Genomic DNA, 19,158 nt, shown 5'->3' on the forward strand with positions numbered 1-19,158 from the left:
CGCGGCGCATGTCACTGCCACTCGAGGGACTGTCGGCGATCGTCACCGGCGCCGGGCGCGGGCTGGGCCGGGCCGAGGCCCTGGAACTCGCCCGGCTCGGCGCGGCCGTCGTCGTCAACGACTACGGACAGCCCGGCCGCGACGGCACCGGCGACGCCTCGGCGGGACCCGCCGAGCAGGTCGCCGCCGAGATCCGTGACCGAGGCGGCCGGGCCGCCGCGCACACCGGGGACGTCGCCGACTTCCAGCAGGCGCGGGAACTGGTCGAGTCGGCGATCGGCGCGTTCGGCACGCTCGACATCCTCGTCAACAACGCGGGCATCCTGCGCGACCGCATGGTCTTCTCCATGACCGAGGACGAGTGGGACTCGGTGATCCGCGTCCACCTCAAGGGCCACTTCAACACCATCCACTTCGCCGCCGCGCACTGGCGGGAGCGGTCGAAGGCGGCCGGGGGGCCGGTGTACGGGCGGATCGTGAACACCTCCTCGGAGGCGTTCCTCGCCGGTTCCGCCGGGCAGCCCAACTACGCGGCGGCGAAAGGCGGAATCGTCGGCCTCACCACCTCCACCGCCCTCGCCCTCGCCAAGTACGGCGTCACGGCCAACGCGATCTGCCCGCGCGCCCGGACCCGGATGACCGAGGACGTCTTCGCGGATCTCCAGCGACCGGAGGAGGGCCTCGACCCGCTCGCCCCCGAGCATGTGGCCCCGCTCGTCGGCTACCTGGCCTCACCTGCCGCCGCCCGGGTCAACGGCCAGTTGCTCGTCGTCCACGGCGGCATGGTCGCCGTCGTGGAACGGCCGCGGGTGCGGGTGAGGTTCGACAGCAAGCAGGAGACGTTCACGTACGACGAACTCGACGCGCTGCTCACCCCGCACTACACGGACCGGCCACCGGGGGAGAGCTTCGCGGCGGCGGAGGTGCTGGGGCTCAGGCGGGGCTGAGACACACGAAGAGGGGGCGCCCATCGGGCGCCCCCTCTTCCGCTACGACCGCCAGGCAACCGCCTCGGCCGACTCCTCGGCCGGCTTGCGGTGCCGGCCGTGGGGAGGCGTCTCGCTCTCCTGAGCCGCGACCGGACCCCGGTGCCGGCCGTGGCCGGCAACCTTCTGCGAGTCGGCAGACAGCTGCTCCATCGTGCTGGTGTCGCTCATCGGAAGAATTCACCCCGTCAACATGATCTTTCGTACAGCCGGGCGAGTCTAACCGGCAGTCCACGGGCCGAATCCAGGAGCACACGCCAACCGGCACTACTTCGTTACAAGACGCCCCAGGGGCGCCTGTTGCAGCGGTACCGGACGGGCCGGCACGGGTTCCGAAGGGTCCGGTTCCGTCGCCTCCCGGGACGCTTCGGGGGTCCCGGCGGACGTGCCGTCCCGGACCGGTCCCTCCGGACCGACGTCCCCTGATCCCGCCGCATCCACGTCCGCCGGACACCCGGTACCGGCCGCGGTCCCCTTGCCCCCTGTCGCCTGCCCGCCCCCCGTTTCCCCCCGGGGCACCGTCAGCTCCGCCACGCCGCACGGAGTGTCCTGCGTGGCGTACGGCAGCCGCAGCACCCCGCCCCGCGTCCACAGCCCGGTCCCCGCCAACCACCCACCGGGCGCCGGGACATGCGTCAGCTGCCGCTCGGCCGGCCGCCAGATGCCCACCCAGGTGCCGAACGCGCCGTCGATGCGCAGCGCCACCGCGCAGCTCTCCGGCACCAGCACCTGCCCCGGCTGGATCGCGAACGGCGTGACCACGCACTCCGGCACGCGCAGGCAGTCCGGGAAGCGCACCGGCAGCATGCTGCCGAGCACCCCCCAGCCCAATCGTTCCTGCCCCGGAGAGGGCGCGTCGGAGGAGATCAGCAGCAGCCCGCTGTCCGGGTCGGCGAGCAGCAGCCGGTCCTCGCTGCCCTCCGCGATCTGCAGCAGGGGTGAGATCTCGCCGCGCTCCAGGTCCACCACGACGGTCTTGGTGTGCCCGCCCAGCTCCCGGTCCAGCGCCAGCATCCGGCCGGTACCGTCCAGCCAGACCCCGCCCGCGCAACGCCCCGGCACCTCGGCGAGCCGCTCCGGCCCGAAGGCCCCGCCCGCCACCAGCCACACCGTGCTGGAACGCGGGCCGACGGCGAGGGCGTACGCCCGGGCGCCCCCCGGTGCCGGCGGCAGCAAGGTGAGCCGGGCGCCGGGCTCGGGGCATTCCACCGCGCCCAGCGGCAGCTCGCCGGTGGCGGGACCGGTCGGGTAGAGCAGCGCGAAGACGTGCCGCCGCTCCACCAGCCGGTGGATCAGCACCCGGCCGTCGCCCATGGGCTGCACCTCGGTGCCGGGCTCCTCCGGCTGGTTGCCGGGCAGCGGCACCGCGTACGGTTCCGGGCCGTCCAGCGTCCAGCGCTCGGGGAACCAGGACTCGCCGTTCAGCGTGAGCCGGGCGGCGTACGCGCCGTCCGCCGTGAGGGTGCACCCCGCCGTCGGCACACCGTCGGACTCACCCGCCGACGGGGGTTCGATCGCACAGGCCGTCATGATTCGGTCACCTCCGGTGACGAAGCTAGTTTTCGCATGCACGGGCGTGGAACCGGCCTTCGTCCGCTTCACACGTACGGGTGGCGCAGAAGCGATTCCTCTGAGGAAACCGGGCGTGTGTGCTGAGCGTGGCCATGGAGTCCCCCCGCCCGAGCGCCGCCGGGAGCCGGGGGAAGGCGCATGCGGTACGGCCCTGTCGAACAGCCAGGTAGCCTTTCCCCGTGCCCCGTCTGTCTGAAGTCATCGCCGCGCTGGAGAACCTGTGGCCCGCCGAGCGGGCCGAGTCCTGGGACGCGGTCGGCACGGTGGTGGGAGACCCCGGCCAGGAGGTCACCCGGGTCCTGTTCGCCGTCGACCCCGTGCGGGAGATCGTCGACGAGGCGGTGCGGCTCGGCGCCGACCTGCTGGTCACCCACCATCCGCTCTATCTGCGCGGGACGACCACGGTCGCGGCGACGCATTTCAAGGGCCGGGTCGTGCACACGCTGATCAAGAACGACATCGCCCTGCACGTCGCCCACACCAACGCCGACACCGCCGACCCGGGTGTCTCGGACGCCCTCGCCGGCGCCCTCGACCTCCGCGTCGTACGCCCCCTCGTGCCGGACCCCACCGACCCCGAGGGCCGCCGCGGCCTGGGCCGTGTCTGCGAACTGGACCACCCACTCACCGTGCGCGAGCTGGCCGCCCGCGTCGCCGAGCGGCTGCCCGCCACCGCGCAGGGCATCCGGGTGGCCGGCGACCCCGAGGCCGTCGTCCACACGATCGCCGTCAGCGGCGGCTCCGGCGACAGCCTCTTCGACCAGGTCCGCGCGGCCGGTGTCGACGCCTTCCTCACCGCCGACCTGCGCCACCACCCGGCGAGCGAGGCCGTCGCCCACAGTCCCCTCGCGCTGCTCGACGCGGCGCACTGGGCCACCGAGTGGCCCTGGTGCGAGCTGGCCGCAGCCCAGCTCGACGAGATCTCCGACCGCCACGGCTGGGACCTGCGCGTCCACGTCTCGAAGACGGTCACCGACCCATGGACCAGCCATTCCCCTTCCCTTGGAGCCCCCAACTGAACGCCGCGCCCGCCGACCAGATCCGACTCCTCGACGTCCAGGCCCTCGACGTCCGTCTGCAGCAGCTCGCGCACAAGCGAAGGTCCCTGCCGGAGCACGCCGAGATCGAGTCGCTGAACAAGGACCTCACGCAGCTGCGCGACCTGCTGGTGGCCGCGCAGACCGAGGAGAGCGACTGCGCCCGCGAGCAGACCAAGGCCGAGCAGGACGTGGACCAGGTGCGCCAGCGTGCCACCCGCGACCAGCAGCGCCTGGACTCCGGCGCGGTCACCTCGCCGAAGGACCTGTCCAACCTCCAGCACGAGATCGTCTCCCTCGCCAAGCGCCAGGGCGACCTGGAGGACGTGGTCCTGGAGGTCATGGAGCGCCGCGAGGCCGCGCAGGAGCGGGTGACCGAGCTGACCGAGCGGGTCGGCTCCGTCCAGACGAGGATCGACGACGCGACCGGCCGCCGGGACGCCGCGCTCGAGCGGATCGACGGCGAGGCCGCCTCGGTGACCAAGGAGCGCGAGGTCATCGCCGGCTCCGTCCCCGCGGACCTGCTCAAGCTCTACGAAAAGCTGCGCGAGCAGCAGGGCGGCGTCGGCGCGGCCAAGCTGTACGCCCGCACCTGCCAGGGCTGCCGCCAGGAGCTGGCCATCACCGAGCTGAACGAGATCCGCGCGGCGGCCCCGGACACGGTGATCCGCTGCGAGAACTGCCGCCGCATCCTGGTGCGTACGGCAGAGTCGGGCCTGTAAGAGGCAGGGGGCTTCAGGGGTGAGGGAGTTCATCGTCGAGGCCGACGGCGGCTCGCGGGGCAACCCGGGGCCGGCCGGCTACGGCGCCGTGGTGAGCGACGGGGCGACGGGGGAGACCCTGGCGGAGGCGGCCGAGTACATCGGCATCGCCACGAACAACGTGGCCGAGTACCGCGGCCTCGTCGCCGGCCTGCGCGCCGCGCACGCCCTGGACGCGACCGCGACGGTCCACGTCCGGATGGACTCCAAGCTGGTCGTCGAGCAGATGTCGGGCCGCTGGAAGATCAAGCATCCCGACATGAAGCCGCTGGCCACCGAGGCGAGGGCCGTCTTCCCGCCCGGCCAGGTCACCTACGAGTGGATCCCGCGCGAGCGCAACAAACACGCCGACCGCCTGGCCAACGAGGCGATGGACGCGGGCGCGAAGGGCGAACAGTGGTCCCCGGCCCAGTCCCGGGCCGCCCTGGACACCCCGCCGGCCGTCCCCGAGCCGTCGGGCCCACCCGGCGACGCGGCGGCGGGCGCGGCGAAGGCCCGGGCGGCACTGGCGGAGGGCCGAGCCGCCGTTCCAGCCGCAGCCGACGCGGCTGCGGGCAGTCGTGCCGCCGAGGCGGCGCCCGTTCCGCAGAAGGCGGCACCTCTCGGCGAGCAGCGCCCCGGCACCCCCGGTGAGGGGCACCCTTCCAGCTCCCGTGGGGCATCCCTGTCCACCCCCGACGAGCCGCGCCTCTCGACGCCGGGCTGGAGCGCCGCCCCCGACCTCGGGGCCCCCGCCACCTTCGTGCTCCTCCGGCACGGCGAAACCGCTCTCACCCCCCAGAAGCGCTTCTCCGGCAGCGGCGGCACCGACCCCTCCCTCTCCGACGTCGGCCGCGAACAGGCCCGGCGAGTCGCGGAGGCGCTGGCGAAGCGCGGCACGATCCAGGCCGTCGTCGCCTCCCCGCTCGCCCGTACCCGGCAGACCGCCGGCATCGTCGCCGCCCGCCTCGGCCTGGACGTGGTGATCGACGACGGCCTGCGCGAGACGGACTTCGGTGCCTGGGAGGGCCTGACCTTCGCCGAGGTCCGCGAGCGCCACCCGGAGGACCTGAACGCCTGGCTCGCCGACCCGGAGGCCCACCCCACCGGCGGCGGCGAGAGTTTCGCCGAGACGGCCACCCGGATCGCCGCGACCCGGGACAAGCTGGCCGCGGCCTACGCGGGGCGCACGGTCCTCCTGGTCACCCACGTCACCCCGATCAAGACCTTCGTGCGGCTCGCGCTGGGCGCTCCGCCCAAGTCCCTGTTCCGCATGGAGCTTTCGGCGGCCTCCCTGTCGGTGGTGGCGTACTACGCGGACGGCAACGCGAGCGTCCGGCTGTTCAACGACACGTCCCACCTGCGTCCCTGAGCCCGGCGGCGGCCCGCGCCAGCTCCTCGATCCGGGCCCAGTCCCCGGCGGCCACCGCGTCCGCCGGGACCATCCAACTGCCGCCCACACAGCCGACGTTGGGCAGAGCCAGATACTCGGGAGCGGTCGCCGGGCCGATCCCGCCCGTGGGGCAGAAGCGGGCCTGCGGCAGCGGACCGGCCAGGGACTCCAGATAGGCCGTGCCGCCCGCCGCCTGCGCCGGGAAGAACTTCATCTCCCGCACCCCGTGCTCCAGCAGCGCGACGACCTCCGAGGTGGTCGACACGCCGGGCAGGAACGGCACCCCGGACCCGTGCATCGCCTCCAGCAGCGCGGCGGTCCACCCCGGGCTGACCAGGAACCGCGCCCCGGCCGCCACGCACCCGCCCACCTGTTCCGGCGCGATCACCGTCCCCGCCCCTACCACCGCCTCCGGCACCTCACCGGCGATCGCGCGGATCGCCTCCAGCGCCGACGGGGTCCGCAGTGTCACCTCGATCGCGGGCAGCCCGCCCGCCACGAGCGCCCGTGCCAGTGGTACGGCGTCGTCGGCGTCGGAGAGCACCACCACGGGCACGACGGGCGCGAGTTCCAGCACGGAGGCAGCGGGGGAGGGGGCCGGCGGCGAGGTCATGACCTCATCGTGCCCACGGAGTGCGTTATATGCAATGAGTGTTGCGTATGCTGCAATGCAAGGGTGTGTGCCCGTCGCGACCTCAGTGAATCTCCTCCACCAGCACGTCCAGCGACCACGCCTTGCCCGCCTTGCCCGGAGCCTCCGCCTCCACGACGTATCCCAGCTCCCGCAGCACCTCCACCAGCTCGGCGGGACCCTCCGGCGCGGTCCCGGCCGACAGCAGGCTCCGTACCATCCGCCCCTTGGTCGCCTTGTTGAAGTGGCTGACGACCTTCCTGGTGGGAGCGTGCAGTACCCGTACGGTCGCCGTCCGCCCCGCGACCTCGCCCTTGGGCCTCCAGGCCGCCGCGTACGCGGAGGAGCGCAGATCCAGCACCAGGCCGTCCCCGGCCGCCTCGGGCACAACCTCGGCCATCGGCGCCCGCCAGTGCCCGGCCAGCGCGCCGAGTCCCGGCAGCTTCACACTCATCGAGCAGCGGTAGGAGGGGATCCGGTCCGTCACCCGCACCGCACCCCACAGCCCCGAGAAGACCAGCAGCGAGTCCGCCGCGCGCCGTTTCGCCGCCGCGTCCAGCGTGGCCAGGCCGAGGGCGTCGTAGAGGACACCGGTGTAGATCTCCCCGGCCGGGCGGGCGCCGGCCGTCGGCAGCCCCGCGTTCTTCGCGACCTCGCCGCGCAGCCCCTCGCTCAGCCCGAGCACCTCGCGCGCCGCCTTCTCGTTCTGGCCGGGGTCCCCCGCGCACAGCTCGACCAGCTCGGTGAGCACGGCCTCCCGCGCGGCGGTGAGCCCCGGCAGCGACAGCGACTCCAGCGCCAGCGGGGCGCCCCCGCCCGAGTTCGCCTTGCCTTCCGAGGGCGGCAGCAGGACCAGCAACACGTACTCCTCACGTAGACCTCCGCGACAGGGTACGGCGTGCCCCCGGCCCGGCCTCGGCCTACGCTCGCTGTATGCCCCGCCGCAAGATCCGTCTGACCGGCGCCCCCGAGGCCCCCCTCCGGGCCGCGCTCGCCACCCTGCGCAGCGCACTCGGCATCCCCGACGGCTTCCCGCCGGAGGTCCGGGAGGAGGCGGAGCGTGCGGCGAAGGCGCCCACGCTGCCCTCGTACGACGCCACGGACCTCCCCTTCTTCACCCTGGACCCACCCACCTCCACCGACCTCGACCAGGCGACCCATCTGTCCCGGCGGGGCACCGGCTACCGGGTCCGGTACGCCATCGCCGACGTCGCCGCCTTCGTCGCCCCCGGTGGCGCGCTGGACGCGGAGGCGCACCGGCGGGTGAACACCCTCTACTTCCCGGACGGGAAGGTGCCGCTGCACCCCACCGTGCTCAGCGAGGGCGCCGCGAGCCTGCTGCCGGGCCGGACCCGGCCGGCCGTGCTGTGGACGATCGACCTGGACGCGGACGGCCGGACCGCCGCCGTCGACGTGCGCCGGGCCCTGGTGCGCAGCCGTGCCAAGCTCGACTACGCGGGTGTGCAGAAGGACATCGACGCCGGGACGGCCGAGGAACCCGTCGCGCTGCTCAAAGAGATCGGCGAGGCACGCGAGCGGCTGGAGGCCGAGCGCGGCGGCATCTCCCTCGGCGTCCCCGAGCAGGAGATCACCGAGCACGACCACACCTACGAGCTGAGCTATCGCGCCCCGCTGCCCGCCGACGGCTGGAACGCCCAGCTCTCCCTGCTCACCGGCATGGCCGCCGCCGATCTGATGCTCGCCCACGGCACCGGCGTCCTGCGCACCCTCCCGGCCGCCCCGGACGGCGCCGTCGCCCGGCTTCGCCGCACCGCGACCGCCCTGCGCATCGACTGGCCGCACCATGTGTCCTACGCGGCCCTGATCCGCGGCCTCGACCCGCACGCCCCGCGCCACGCGGCCTTCCTCCAGGAATGCACGACACTCCTGCGCGGAGCCCGCTACACCCCCTTCCGTGACGGCGTACTGCCCGCGATCACCACACACGCCGCCGTCGCCGCCCCCTACGCCCACTGCACCGCGCCGCTGCGCCGCCTGGCCGACCGGTACGCCTCCGAGATCTGTCTCGCGGCCGTCGCCGGCCAGGCCCCGCCCGACTGGGTGGTCGCCGCCCTCGACGCGCTGCCCCGTCAGATGGCCGAGGGCTCCCGGCGCGCGGGCATGATCGAGCGGGGGTGCGTCGACATCGTCGAGGCCGCCCTGCTGAAGGACCGGGTCGGGGACGTCTTCGACGGCTGTGTGGTGGACGTCGACGAGCACCGGCCGACCGTGGGGACCGTACAGGTGGAGTCCCCGGCGGTCATCGGCCCCGTAGAGGGCGAGCGGCTGCCGCTCGGCGAACGCCTGCGGGTACGGCTCACCCGGGCCGACCCGGGGACGGCGAAGATCCTCTTCACCGCGGCCTGAGGGCCTTGGCGAGCGTGCCTGCGTCGTCGGCGTGCAGCGGCACCAAACGCAGACCCGCCGTGGTGGGGAAGCGGAACCGTCCTGGCCGGTTCGGTGCCGGCGCCCGCCGCCGGTCCACGGCGCGGCACCCGCCCGGTACCATGGTCGACACGGCAGACGAGCCGGGCGGACGGCCGCGTGGAGTTCCCTTCGGGGGCTTCCCGAGGAACGTCCGGGCTCCACAGGGCAGGGTGGTGGCTAACGGCCACCCGGGGTGACCCGCGGGACAGTGCCACAGAAAGCAGACCGCCGGGGATCTCGGTCCTCGGTAAGGGTGAAACGGTGGTGTAAGAGACCACCAGTGCCCAGGGTGACCTGGGCAGCTAGGTAAACCCCACCCGGAGCAAGGTCAAAAGGAGCGCCGTGAAAAGCGCTCTGCGCGGACGATCGAGGGCTGCCCGCCCGAGTCCGCGGGTAGACCGCACGAGGCCGACGGCAACGTCGGTCCTAGATGGATGGCCGTCGCCCCGGCGCCCGCGAGGACACCGGGGAACAGAACCCGGCGTACAGCCCGACTCGTCTGCCACCCAGGGCTTCTGACCAGTAAGAACGCAGGTCAGAGGCTCTTTTTTCGCGCATGGGCGGGCCTCGCTGGACTCCGGTCCACACCGGTTCGAACGGGACCACGCGGCTACGTAGGCAGCCTGAAGGCAGCCATGCCTCGGGGGGGCCAGAACTGGGCGACACGCACGTGCCGCGCGGAGGAGCCCTCAGCGGCCCGCTGGCGCCCGCGTCGTCGTCGACCTCCGGCTCTGTGGACAACCCGCTCTGTCCGCATGACGGGTGGGGCACTGTTGATCACATGACGGATGCGCCGTCGCGGAGGTACAGCGGTCGTCCCGTGTCCAGTGCCTTCCAGGCGTGCTCGAACCGGCGCCGGATGCGGTCCCGGAGGCGACCGGCGGCTTCGGCGGCCGTGACGAAGGCGGCTTCGGACAGCTCGTCGTCTCGTGGCCGTAGCTGGTCGGCCTGGTCCTCTTCCAGGGTGCCGCCGTCGAAGATGAACGCGAGCTGATCATCCCAGGGGCCGTGCGGGGCCACCCAGTCCACCACCAGCAGCCCGAGCAACGTGACGCGTACGCCGAGTTCCTCCATCAGCTCACGGCATACCGTCTCCTCCGGCGGCTCGTTGGCCTCCGCCATGCCGCCGGGCAGGTCCCATCCCGGTTTGTAGGTGGGGTTCACCAGGAGCACACGGCCGGACGGGTCCCGCAGCAGCACATCGGCCGCCACGCGCTTGCGGGCCTGCTTGGCGTTGCCCTCCGCGAGGTACGCATTCCACGCGTCGGTGTCGGAGGGATCGGGTGCTGTGGGCCTCATGCGGTGGTGCCTCCCGGGGACGGCGGGATCAGATCAGCCAGCAGGAGCATTCTGGCGCGGCGTGCATCATCGAACCGCGCCAGGTACTCCCGGACCGGCCGGTAGCCCCGGTGCGGCTCCAGCAGCCGCCGTAGCCCGTCAAGCTGCCGCACCACCCGGACCGAACCGAGAGTCGGGCTCGTACTGAGCAGGTCGTGGCCGACGCTCACCGCGGCCTCCAGGTCACCCCGGCGCACGTGGATGTCCACCAGGCAGATCCGGCTGAGGGCCAGGGACCGCGCCCGCCCCGTCTCGCGCAGCGCAACAGCCTGTTCGGCGTGCGACAGCGCCTCGTCGTACTGCTCGAGGTCACGCAGGATCAGAGCTGACTCGCTGGCCAGCGCGGCGGTGTCGAACGGGCTCAGCCACGGGTGATCAGCAGCGGGCGACGCCCCCAGGTCACGGTGCGCGGCCTCCAGCGCGTGGGCGGCCGCGGCGCGCTGAGACGCGACCGCCAGCGCACGCGCCTGCATGGTGTGCAGCCGCGCCGTCAGCGCGGGAATCCGAGGCCCCTCCGCGGCCAGGTCGAGCCCGGTCCGCGCCCAACCGACAGCCCCGGCCGCATCCCCGGTCTCAAGGGCGAGATGGCTGCTGCTCGCAGCGACGTGCGCGGCCAACGGGAGGTCGCCAGAGGTGCGGGCCAGGGGGAGAGCGCGGGTAAAGTGCTGGGCCGCGCGGTCATCATGACCGGAGTCGTGAGCCATCCAGCCCGCCATCTCGGTCAGCGCGGCTGCGGCGGCGAACACCTGCGGACCGCTGCCGATGTCGACCAGCCGGGGCGCCACCCGGTCCGACAGGTGCCGGACGACAGCCCCGTACAACCGGCCGCCGCCGGTCTGCCGGTCAGCGCTGCGGAAATGATCCATCGCCACCAGGTCGTCACCGTCCGGCGGCGGCCGGTCCGCTTGCTCGTGCTCGGCGGCCGCCGGCGCGGGCTCCCACGAGCGCCGAGCCAGCCCCAGCAGATGGCCGGGGATGTGGAAGGCGTCGGCGATTTGCTCGAACAGGGTCAGCTTCTCCACCCGGCTCTTGCCATTCATGTAGTCGTACAGCCGCCCTTGAGTGATGTCGACGGCGGCAGCAATGCGCCGTGTACTGACACCGCGCGCATTGAGCATCCGGAACACCGTGCCCATGTCCCGCTCGGCGCACGCATGGAGCAGGCGTTCATCCCCGAGCAGACCGGCGACGACCTCACGCGGGTCCGGTGACAGACGGTACATCTGCAACTCCCCCGAGTAGCGAATGGAACCGATGCTAAGGCCAACGCCGCTGACCTGACTCCGTGTTGGAGTCACCTTCTGGAGTCTCCCCATCCCCTTCTCTACGCGTTGACTGACTGTCAGCCGCCGGGAAGCGCACCCGTGAACGCACCTCGGCGCCGCCCCGCCCGCAGGCTTCTTCCCCGAGGTACACGGGCGGGGCTTTCCCCCCAGCCGCCCAGACCAAGGCGTGACGATGACTGTGACCAACGAGCGAGTGAGACCAGGGCGATACCCGCGCCAGAGCGCCACCCTCGCGAGCGAGGCCGCCGCCGTTGCGGTGGCGCGTCAGATAGTCCGCGAGGCGTGCGCGGAGTGGGGCATGGACCAGGACGCCGCAGAGACCGGCGCGCTCCTGATCTCCGAAATCGTCACCAACGCAGTCCGCCACGGTCACTCTCACAGCGTCCGGGTGATCGCCGAGCAGCCGCGCCGTGACAGGCTTCGCGTCGCCGTGGTCGACAAGTCCCGCCGCATGCCCGAGCTGCACATCGTTGGACCGGACGCCATCGGCGGCCGTGGCCTCCTCCTGGTCGAGGCCCTCTCCGACCGCTGGGGAACCGATCTCCTTCCCTGGGGCAAGCGCGTCTGGGCTGAGATCGCGATCAAGGTCGGCGACCAGTGACCGGCCGCCGTCGCATGCTGGAAGCCGACGGGGTGACTGCTGGTACCGGGCTCCTGGGAGCCGTCGCCGTCGGGCTCGGGCTGGTGGTGTGCATGGTCTCCAACGAGGTCCGCACGGAGTCTGCCTCGGCTGCGTACTCCGTTCCCGACAAGGAGCCGCACGCGGCGGCTCTCGCCGCACCAGACCGCCCCCACAGCCACCCCTGCCGGTGTGCGCGGCGCCACAACCCCTGAACCAGTCCCGGGACCGGACGACCGGCCGCCACGCCCCCCGGCCACCGGGACGCACCACCCCCGCGCGCATCCATCCGTCGACCGTCGGCAGCGCGCGGGATGGTCCCTCACATCCGAGGGGGACCGCAACGGCCGCCTGCCCAATCCCCAGGGGCGGGTGGCCCGACTACCCCCGGCCGGGGCGCAACGCTTGTTCACACGACTGCTCCGGCCGAGCTCCTCTCGCCGTCCGGAAGCCCCGGGCGGCGACTGCCACTGTTGGATCACCCGAGAGACGAGGAGACTCATGCAGCAGCCCTTGACGTCACTGGACCAGGTCAAGCCCTGGGGGCTCGGACGCATGCGGCCCTACCCGGTTGCGGCCGTCTTCCCAGCCGCCCGGCCCGTCCTCGACCCGCACATGCAGGTGCCCGCGTGGGTCGGCCCCGACGGCGCACCGCTGACGGTGGAGGCCAAACACAAGCGGTCGGAGACGTCGCAGGAGACGAGCACGAAGACCAGCCTGGACGGCACCCCGGACCAGGGGAGCGACCAGAACGGGGACTCTGACTGATGGCTGTGGGTGGGCCGCCCGTCCTCGTCGTCACGCGCCTGGATGACGCAACTGCGGATGAAGTGATCACCGAACTGAACCGGCGTCGCGTGCCAGTGGTCCGCCTGGACCCCGGCGACTTCCCCCGCGAGGTGACCCTGGCCGGCACCTTCGACAGCATCGGGACTGGCGGCACTCTCGTCACCGCAACCAGGAGCGTTGACCTGGGGAACGTCCGCTCGGTGTACTGGCGGCGGCCCACCCCCTACACCGCCGACCTCGCCATGGACGAGCAGACCGGCCGATGGGCCGTCGAAGAAGCCCGCTACGGGCTCGGCGGCATACTCGCCGCTCTCCCCGGCGCGCGCTACCTGAACCACCCATGGCGCAACAGGGACGCCGAGTACAAGCCGGCGCAACTGGCCACGGCTGCCGCCTGCGGCTTCACCGTGCCACCCACGCTCATCAGCAACGACCCCGACCGCGTCCGTAGCTTCGCCGCCGAACATGGGCCGGTCATCTACAAGCCGCTCAGGGAAACCGGGTACACCGACGACACCGGCCGCGCGCTGACCGTGTGGATCGAGGACGTCACCCCGAGCCAGATCGACCACCACTTACGCCACACTGCGCACCTGTTTCAGCAGCGCGTCAGCAAGTCCGCTGACATCCGCCTCACCGCCGTCGGCGACTACCTCACCGCCGTCCGCATCGACGGCTCACCTGGCGTGGACTGGCGCCGCCATTACGACCGGCTCACCTACACTCCCGTGCCCGTCCCCCCGGCCATCCTCAAAGGCGTGCACGCCTACCTCGATGCTTTCGGACTCACCTTCGGCGCTTTCGACTTCGGTCTGGACCGTGAGGGCGTCTGGCACTGGTATGAGTGCAACCCCAACGGTCAATGGGCCTGGTTCCCCGACCACATCACCGCTCCCCTCACGCGCGCCATCGCCGACCGCCTACAGCACGGAGCCCCCGCATGACCGACCCCGCAGACCTGCGCCACCAACTCGCCGCCGCTGTCCCTGTGGACGACCCGGCATGGCGCACAGCCCTCGAAGCGGTGCCCCGCGAACCCTTCCTCGGTAACGGCCTGTTCCAGTTCGACGGCCGCCAGTGGACCCCAGTGCACCGCGACCGGACCGATCCCGGAAAGTGGCTGGGGCTCGTCTACCAGGACACCACCTGGGTCACCCAGGTTGAGGCACCGCCGCCGCCGACGCCACGGGACCCGTCACCGGCCGCCCCACCTCGTCCAGTACGCTGCCCTCCCTGGTCTTGCGCATGCTCGACGTCGCCGGGATCAGCGAGGGTCAGAAGGTGCTGGAGATCGGCACCGGCACCGGCTATTCCACCGCCATCCTGTGCAGCCGCCTCGACGCCAAGAACGTGTACTCCATCGAGTACGATCCGGGCTTGGCCGCCGCGGCGGCCGACCACATCCACGCCGCGGGGTATCACCCCACCCTGATCACCGGCGACGGCCTCGCCGGACACAAGGACGACGCCGCATACGACCACATCGTGGCCACCTGCGCCGTCCGCCACATCCCCCCGGCCTGGCTCTACCAGGTACGCGCCGGCGGAACCATCACCACCACCATCAGCGGATGGATGCTCGCCTCCGGACTCGTCCGCCTCACCGTCCACGACGACGGCACCGCCACGGGCCGCTTCCACACCGACGAGATCGGCTACATGCTCGCCCGCCCCCACGAACGCCCGCCCCGGCCCACCTTCCACCTGCATCCCGGCCACACCCGCGCCACCCGCGTGAACCCCGCGCTCCTGGACGACTGGACCGGCCAGTTCCTCGCTCAGCTCGCCGCACCGTCCGCCGAACTCATGACCACCGGCACGGGCGTGATCCTCGTGGACGTCGCCACCGGGTCACAGGCGTGGACCGAACCGGCCGGAGGTGGCTGGGCCGTGCACCAGCACGGCCCTCTTCGCCTCTGGGATCAGGTGGAAGACGCTCTCACTGTCTGGCAGGACGCGGGCTCACCCCCACACTCCGACCTCGGCCTGACCGTGGACCCGGACGGCACCCAACGCGTGTGGCTCGGCACACCCGACGGCCGCTCCTGGAACCTGCCGGTCTGACCTACCGATCACAAGAGCGCCCGTCACCGGGCTGGGGGCGGGCGCAGTTCGGAACTCCGGGAACGACGATGCCGCCGTACGGACGGCTCCGGGGCTGAGGCGACTCGTTACGTAGCCATCAAGGTAGCCACGGAAGCGTGCTACGTTCCTGTTTGCGCAGGTGATAGCACTGCGGCGACTCTCCCCGGTGTACAGCCCGACTCGTCTGCCGCTCTCCGTTTGCTCTGGGCAGCGCCTGTTTTCCCAGGCTGGGCAATCCCCCGGGTCGCATGCGAGGGGCGGGCGACAACGGGATGTCGGCGGGGAGGCCCACGTTCGGGCTTCTGCCCTTCTCGGCGCCCTGCGCCAGAAGGTGGGCCCTGGCTGATCAGACCCGCCGCCATGCCCGACGCGCGTTGCCCGGGGAGCCTTCCTTCGGGCGCGTGAGCGTCCGCGTCTGCGCCGGCGTGAGTGGCGCTGTCGGCTGAAGATGCCCGCTATCTGTACATTTGCACAGTAGGGGCTGTCAAGGTATGCGACGGTCGCGCACGTGCTCGGGAACCTCGTAGGCGGGGACAGCATGTTCGACTTGAGTGCGCCGATCGTGGCCACGTTCCTGGTGTACGTGGCCGTGATGATCGGAACAGGGGTCTGGGCCTACGGGCGCACTCACACGTTCGCCGACTTCGCCCTGGGGGGCCGCAGGCTCAGCGCGTTCGTCGCCGCTCTGTCCGCAGGGGCCAGCGACATGTCCGGCTGGCTCTTCCTCGCCTTCCCCGGGGCGGTGTACGCGGCGGGCGTCGGCGCCAGCTGGATCGCGGTCGGTCTGGTACTCGGTACCTACTTCAACTGGCTGTTCGTCGCGCCGAGGCTGCGCACGTACACCGAGCGTGCCGGGAACGCCGTGAGCCTGTCGGCCTATCTGGAGGAGCGGTTCGAGGACCGTACCCGGATGCTCCGGATGGTCTCGGCAGCGGTCACGCTGGTCTTCTTCACCGTCTACGTGGCCAGCGGCCTGGTGGCCGGCGGGCTCCTGTTCGGGCACATCTTCGACGTCGGGTTCGGGCTCGGAGTGGGCCTGACCGCCCTGGTGATCGTCGTCTACTCGTGCCTGGGCGGCTTCCTGGCGGTGAGCCTGACCCATGTGATGCAGGCCACGCTGATGTTCCTCGCCCTCCTCGTGCTCCCCGTCGTCGGTATCGCCGCGCTGGGCGGTTTCGGGGCCATGCGCGACGCCCTCGACAGCAAGACGCCCGACCTGTTGGACATGGGCGCCAGGGTCGACGTCACGGACGGGCGGTGGTCGGGGGGTGGACCGCTCGGCGCCGTCGCGATCATCTCGCTGCTCGCCTGGGGGCTGGGCTATTTCGGTCAGCCGCACATCCTGGCCCGCTTCATGGGCATCCGCAGCACCGGTGCCGTCCCCACGGCCCGCCGGATCGAAACCGGGTGGGTCGTCGTCGTACTCGCCGGTGCCACGCTCGTCGGACTGGTGGGCATCGCGCGGTCCGGCACGCCGCTGCCCGACCCGCAGACGGTGTACATCACCCTCAGCCGCGCGCTGCTCGACCCCTGGGGCGCCGGGGTGATGCTGATCGCCGTACTGGCCGCGATCATCTCGACCGCGGACAGCCAGCTCCTCGTGTCGTCCGTCGCTCTCACGGAGGACTTCTACCGCGCGTTCCTCAACCGGCGCGCCCCGGACAGGACACTGGTGTGGGTCGGTCGCGCCGCCGTCGTCGTCGTCATCCTGGTGGCCTTCGTGATCGCGCTCAGGGGCGGCGGGCTGCTGGGCATCGTCGCCTACGCCTGGGCGGGCTTCGGAGCCGCCTTCGGGCCGGTCGTCCTTCTCTCGCTGTACTGGCCGCGCATGACCTGGGCGGGAGCCATGGCCGGGATCGTGTCGGGCGCGGCCACGGTGCTGCTGTGGAAGAAGATCAATCCGCTGCTCGGCCCGTTCGAGTCGGGCATCTACGAGATGGTCCCGGGCGTCCTGGTCGCCACGGCCGCCGCACTGGTCTTCGGCAGGTTCGTCGGCCGGCCTCCGAAACGGGCCTTCTGGCGGATGCCGGGCGGCGGGGTGAGCCGGCTGATGCTCACTCCGTTCCTCGCCCACGCGCCGGTCGGCATCGCCGTCCTCGACACCGATCTGCGGTACGTCTGGGTGAACGAACCACTGGACCGCCGGATCCCACTCGAGCGCCGGCTGGGGCGGCGGATGGCGGACGTGCTGCCGAAGGCGGAGGCCGACGTCTTCGAGGAGAAGATGCGTGCCGTCCTGGAGACCGGCGCGCCGGTGATGGACCACGAATACCGCAGCCTCAGTCACACGGACCCCGGCACCCGCCGAGCGGTCTCCGCCTCCTTCTTCGCCATGAAGGACCGCCACGGCCGCAACGTGGGTGTCTGGTACATGGTCATCGATGTCACCGAACGCTGGCGGGCCCAGGAACGCCTGGCCCTGCTCAACGACGCCGCCAGCCGCATCGGCAGCACCCTGGACGTGACGCGGACCGCGCAGGAACTGGCCGACGACGCCGTGCCGGCCGTCGCCGACTTCGTCGCCGTCGACCTGCTGGACTCGGTCATGCGGGGCGGGGAGCCGGCACCCGGGCCGGTCGGCATGGCGCCCGTCATCCGGCGCGCGGCGCAGCAGTCGGTGCGGGAGGGCTGTCCCGAGGCCAGTCTGGCCGTGGGCGAGACGGTCCGGCGTGCCCCCACGTCGCCCGTGACCCGCTGTCTGCTGGAGAGCAGGACCCTCGTGGAGCGGACCCTGGATCAGGTCAAGAGCCCGTGGGTGACCGAGGACGAGTCGCTGGGCGCCTCCTTCCGCGACTTCGACTTCCGCTCGGTGATGGTGATCCCGGTGCGGGCGCGCGGCGTCACGCTGGGCGCGGCGACGTTCGCCCGGTCCCGGCGGCTGGGTCCCTTCGAGGAGGACGACGTACGTCTCGCCGAGGAACTCGTCTCCCGTGCGGCGGTGTGCGTCGACAACGCGCGCCGTTTCACCCGCGAGCGGACCGCGGCCCGTTCCATGCAGCGTTACCTGCTGCCCCAGGGCCTGACGGGAGGGTCCGCTCTGGAGGTGGCGTCCTGGTATCTCCCGGCGGACGTGCCCAGTGGTGTGGGTGGCGACTGGTTCGACGTGATTCCGCTCTCCGGAGCGCGGGTCGCGCTGGTCGTCGGGGACGTCGCCGGGCACGGCATCAACGCGGCGGCGACCATGGGGCGCCTGCGCACCGCGGTGCGCACCCTCGCCAACCTGGATCTCCCCCCGGACGAGCTGCTGGCCCATCTGGACGACCTGGTCATCGGCCTCATGGGCGCGCACGGCATCGACGCGGCGACGACGGCTGAGGGCGAGGGCGAGGGCGAGGGCGAGGGCGCGGGTGAGGGCGAGGGCGAGGGTGACGGCGAGGGCGAGGGTGAGGGCGAGGGCGCGGGTGAGGGTGAGGGCGCGGGCACCGCCTTCATGGGTGCCACCTGCCTGTACGCCGTCTACGACCCGGTCAGCAGGCGGTGCACGCTGGCGCGGGCCGGTCACCTCCCGCCGGTGATCGTCGCTCCGGACGGCGGCGCCGACATCCTGGACCTGCCCGCCGGTCCGCCACTCGGCCTCGGCTACCTCCCCTTCGAGGCCGTCGAGCTGGAGCTGGCCGAGGGAAGCCTCATCGCCTTCTACACAGACGGCCTCGTCGAGTCCTTCGACCGGGACATCGACGTCGCGCTCTCCCGGCTGGGCGATGTCCTGTCGGTGCCCCGGCCGTCCCTGGAGGAGACCGGCCGCACGGTGATCGACGACCTGCTGGCCGGTCCGCCGTCCGACGACGCGGCCCTGCTCCTCGCCCGGTCCCGTGTGCTGGCCCGGGACCGAGTCGCCTCCTGGAACCTGCCCAGCGATCCAGCCGCCGTCGCGCATGCCCGCGCACTCGCCACCCGGCAGCTGACGGAGTGGGGCGTACCCGATCTGACGTTCACCACGGAACTCATCGTCAGCGAACTGGTCACCAACGCCATCCGCCACGCGGCCGGACCGATCTGTCTCCGCCTGATCCGCGATCGCGGCCTGATCTGCGAGGTCTCCGACGCCAGCAGCACCTCGCCGCGCCTGCGCCATGCCCGGACCACCGACGAGGGAGGGCGGGGCCTGCTGATCGTCGCCCAGCTCGCCCGCCGGTGGGGGACCCGCTACACGACGACCGGCAAGATCATCTGGACGGAGCAGGCCATTCCGGCCGATCCCCTCATCTGAGGGCTTCCAGGTCATCACCATGGCGTCCCCGTCCCCTCGTTGAGG

Annotated in this window: 16 protein-coding genes and 1 other RNA gene; 11 read left to right on the forward strand and 6 right to left on the reverse strand. The window is 72.1% G+C overall.

Features of this window, described 5'->3' with window-relative positions; genetic code table 11:
- Positions 1 to 8 precede the first annotated feature (8 nt).
- A complete protein-coding gene (locus tag ABZ079_RS04605) occupies positions 9 to 947 on the forward strand; it encodes a 3-oxoacyl-ACP reductase (protein ID WP_356937920.1) in 939 nt (312 codons plus the stop codon).
- Positions 948 to 989: 42 nt separating this feature from the next.
- On the opposite strand, the gene ABZ079_RS04610 is transcribed toward ABZ079_RS04605, so the two are convergent.
- Entirely contained in the window at positions 990 to 1,157 is a 168-nt protein-coding gene (locus ABZ079_RS04610; protein ID WP_356937921.1) for a hypothetical protein, read from the reverse strand.
- Between the two features lie 96 nt (positions 1,158 to 1,253).
- Positions 1,254 to 2,516 (reverse strand): hypothetical protein, encoded by a 1,263-nt coding sequence (locus tag ABZ079_RS04615; protein WP_356937922.1) that lies wholly within the window; start codon positions 2,514 to 2,516, stop codon positions 1,254 to 1,256.
- A gap of 221 nt (positions 2,517 to 2,737) precedes the next feature.
- Here ABZ079_RS04615 and ABZ079_RS04620 point away from each other — a divergent pair, with 221 nt between their 5' ends.
- The 3 genes from ABZ079_RS04620 to ABZ079_RS04630 are packed head-to-tail and all read left to right on the forward strand — an operon-like array spanning position 2,738 to position 5,707.
- Positions 2,738 to 3,577 (forward strand): Nif3-like dinuclear metal center hexameric protein, encoded by an 840-nt coding sequence (locus tag ABZ079_RS04620; protein WP_356937923.1) that lies wholly within the window; start codon positions 2,738 to 2,740, stop codon positions 3,575 to 3,577.
- Complete coding sequence (locus ABZ079_RS04625; RefSeq protein WP_356938122.1) at positions 3,574 to 4,317, forward strand: C4-type zinc ribbon domain-containing protein; 744 nt, start codon at positions 3,574 to 3,576, stop codon at positions 4,315 to 4,317. The genes ABZ079_RS04620 and ABZ079_RS04625 overlap by 4 nt, the downstream gene beginning before the upstream one ends.
- A gap of 19 nt (positions 4,318 to 4,336) precedes the next feature.
- Positions 4,337 to 5,707, forward strand: coding sequence for a bifunctional RNase H/acid phosphatase (locus tag ABZ079_RS04630; RefSeq protein WP_356937924.1), 1,371 nt, complete (start codon positions 4,337 to 4,339; stop codon positions 5,705 to 5,707).
- On the opposite strand, the gene eda is transcribed toward ABZ079_RS04630, so the two are convergent.
- Entirely contained in the window at positions 5,679 to 6,341 is a 663-nt protein-coding gene (eda, locus tag ABZ079_RS04635) for a bifunctional 4-hydroxy-2-oxoglutarate aldolase/2-dehydro-3-deoxy-phosphogluconate aldolase (protein WP_356937925.1), read from the reverse strand. The two genes, ABZ079_RS04630 and eda, sit on opposite strands and share 29 nt — an antisense overlap.
- An 82-nt stretch (positions 6,342 to 6,423) precedes the next feature.
- Positions 6,424 to 7,218 (reverse strand): peroxide stress protein YaaA, encoded by a 795-nt coding sequence (gene yaaA / locus ABZ079_RS04640; protein WP_356937926.1) that lies wholly within the window; start codon positions 7,216 to 7,218, stop codon positions 6,424 to 6,426.
- A gap of 74 nt (positions 7,219 to 7,292) precedes the next feature.
- Here yaaA and ABZ079_RS04645 point away from each other — a divergent pair, with 74 nt between their 5' ends.
- Positions 7,293 to 8,726, forward strand: coding sequence for an RNB domain-containing ribonuclease (locus tag ABZ079_RS04645; protein ID WP_356937927.1), 1,434 nt, complete (start codon positions 7,293 to 7,295; stop codon positions 8,724 to 8,726).
- Between the two features lie 157 nt (positions 8,727 to 8,883).
- An RNA gene (gene rnpB / locus ABZ079_RS04650) (RNase P RNA component class A) lies at positions 8,884 to 9,288 on the forward strand.
- A gap of 275 nt (positions 9,289 to 9,563) precedes the next feature.
- On the opposite strand, the gene ABZ079_RS04655 is transcribed toward rnpB, so the two are convergent.
- Positions 9,564 to 10,085: an NUDIX hydrolase gene (locus ABZ079_RS04655; RefSeq protein WP_356937928.1), complete on the reverse strand. Its 522-nt coding sequence runs from the start codon at positions 10,083 to 10,085 to the stop codon at positions 9,564 to 9,566.
- Positions 10,082 to 11,347: a tetratricopeptide repeat protein gene (locus ABZ079_RS04660; RefSeq protein WP_356937929.1), complete on the reverse strand. Its 1,266-nt coding sequence runs from the start codon at positions 11,345 to 11,347 to the stop codon at positions 10,082 to 10,084. Before ABZ079_RS04660 ends, ABZ079_RS04655 begins: the two co-directional genes overlap by 4 nt.
- Positions 11,348 to 11,582: 235 nt before the next feature.
- On the opposite strand from ABZ079_RS04660, the gene ABZ079_RS04665 reads away from it, so the two are divergent.
- The 5 genes from ABZ079_RS04665 (at position 11,583) to putP (ending at position 19,113) form a co-directional block, all read left to right on the forward strand.
- On the forward strand, positions 11,583 to 12,011 hold the full coding sequence (locus ABZ079_RS04665) for an ATP-binding protein (RefSeq protein ID WP_356937930.1): 429 nt from the start codon (positions 11,583 to 11,585) through the stop codon (positions 12,009 to 12,011).
- A gap of 519 nt (positions 12,012 to 12,530) precedes the next feature.
- Positions 12,531 to 12,797 carry a putative ATP-grasp-modified RiPP gene (tgmA, locus tag ABZ079_RS04670; RefSeq protein ID WP_356937931.1) on the forward strand — a complete coding sequence of 89 codons (267 nt, stop codon included), beginning with the start codon at positions 12,531 to 12,533 and terminating at the stop codon, positions 12,795 to 12,797.
- A complete protein-coding gene (gene tgmB, locus ABZ079_RS04675) occupies positions 12,797 to 13,762 on the forward strand; it encodes an ATP-grasp ribosomal peptide maturase (protein WP_356937932.1) in 966 nt (321 codons plus the stop codon). Before tgmA ends, tgmB begins: the two co-directional genes overlap by 1 nt.
- Before the next feature lie 289 nt (positions 13,763 to 14,051).
- Positions 14,052 to 14,882 carry a methyltransferase domain-containing protein gene (locus ABZ079_RS04680; protein ID WP_356938123.1) on the forward strand — a complete coding sequence of 277 codons (831 nt, stop codon included), beginning with the start codon at positions 14,052 to 14,054 and terminating at the stop codon, positions 14,880 to 14,882.
- Positions 14,883 to 15,441: 559 nt separating this feature from the next.
- Positions 15,442 to 19,113 (forward strand): sodium/proline symporter PutP, encoded by a 3,672-nt coding sequence (putP, locus tag ABZ079_RS04685; protein WP_356937933.1) that lies wholly within the window; start codon positions 15,442 to 15,444, stop codon positions 19,111 to 19,113.
- Positions 19,114 to 19,158 lie beyond the last annotated feature (45 nt).

Source organism: Streptomyces sp. NPDC006314, from assembly GCF_040613075.1.
GTDB lineage: Bacteria > Actinomycetota > Actinomycetes > Streptomycetales > Streptomycetaceae > Streptomyces.

Bases quoted from the DNA above. Each gene is read 5' to 3' on its own strand.
- ABZ079_RS04605 (WP_356937920.1), top strand. From the start codon at position 9: ATGTCACTGCCACTCGAGGGACTGTCGGCGATCGTCACCGGCGCCGGG.
- ABZ079_RS04610 (WP_356937921.1), bottom strand. From the start codon at position 1,157: ATGAGCGACACCAGCACGATGGAGCAGCTGTCTGCCGACTCGCAGAAG.
- ABZ079_RS04615 (WP_356937922.1), bottom strand. From the start codon at position 2,516: ATGACGGCCTGTGCGATCGAACCCCCGTCGGCGGGTGAGTCCGACGGT.
- eda (WP_356937925.1), bottom strand. From the start codon at position 6,341: ATGACCTCGCCGCCGGCCCCCTCCCCCGCTGCCTCCGTGCTGGAACTC.
- ABZ079_RS04645 (WP_356937927.1), top strand. From the start codon at position 7,293: ATGCCCCGCCGCAAGATCCGTCTGACCGGCGCCCCCGAGGCCCCCCTC.
- ABZ079_RS04655 (WP_356937928.1), bottom strand. From the start codon at position 10,085: ATGAGGCCCACAGCACCCGATCCCTCCGACACCGACGCGTGGAATGCG.
- ABZ079_RS04660 (WP_356937929.1), bottom strand. From the start codon at position 11,347: ATGTACCGTCTGTCACCGGACCCGCGTGAGGTCGTCGCCGGTCTGCTC.
- ABZ079_RS04665 (WP_356937930.1), top strand. From the start codon at position 11,583: ATGACTGTGACCAACGAGCGAGTGAGACCAGGGCGATACCCGCGCCAG.
- tgmA (WP_356937931.1), top strand. From the start codon at position 12,531: ATGCAGCAGCCCTTGACGTCACTGGACCAGGTCAAGCCCTGGGGGCTC.
- tgmB (WP_356937932.1), top strand. From the start codon at position 12,797: ATGGCTGTGGGTGGGCCGCCCGTCCTCGTCGTCACGCGCCTGGATGAC.
- putP (WP_356937933.1), top strand. From the start codon at position 15,442: ATGTTCGACTTGAGTGCGCCGATCGTGGCCACGTTCCTGGTGTACGTG.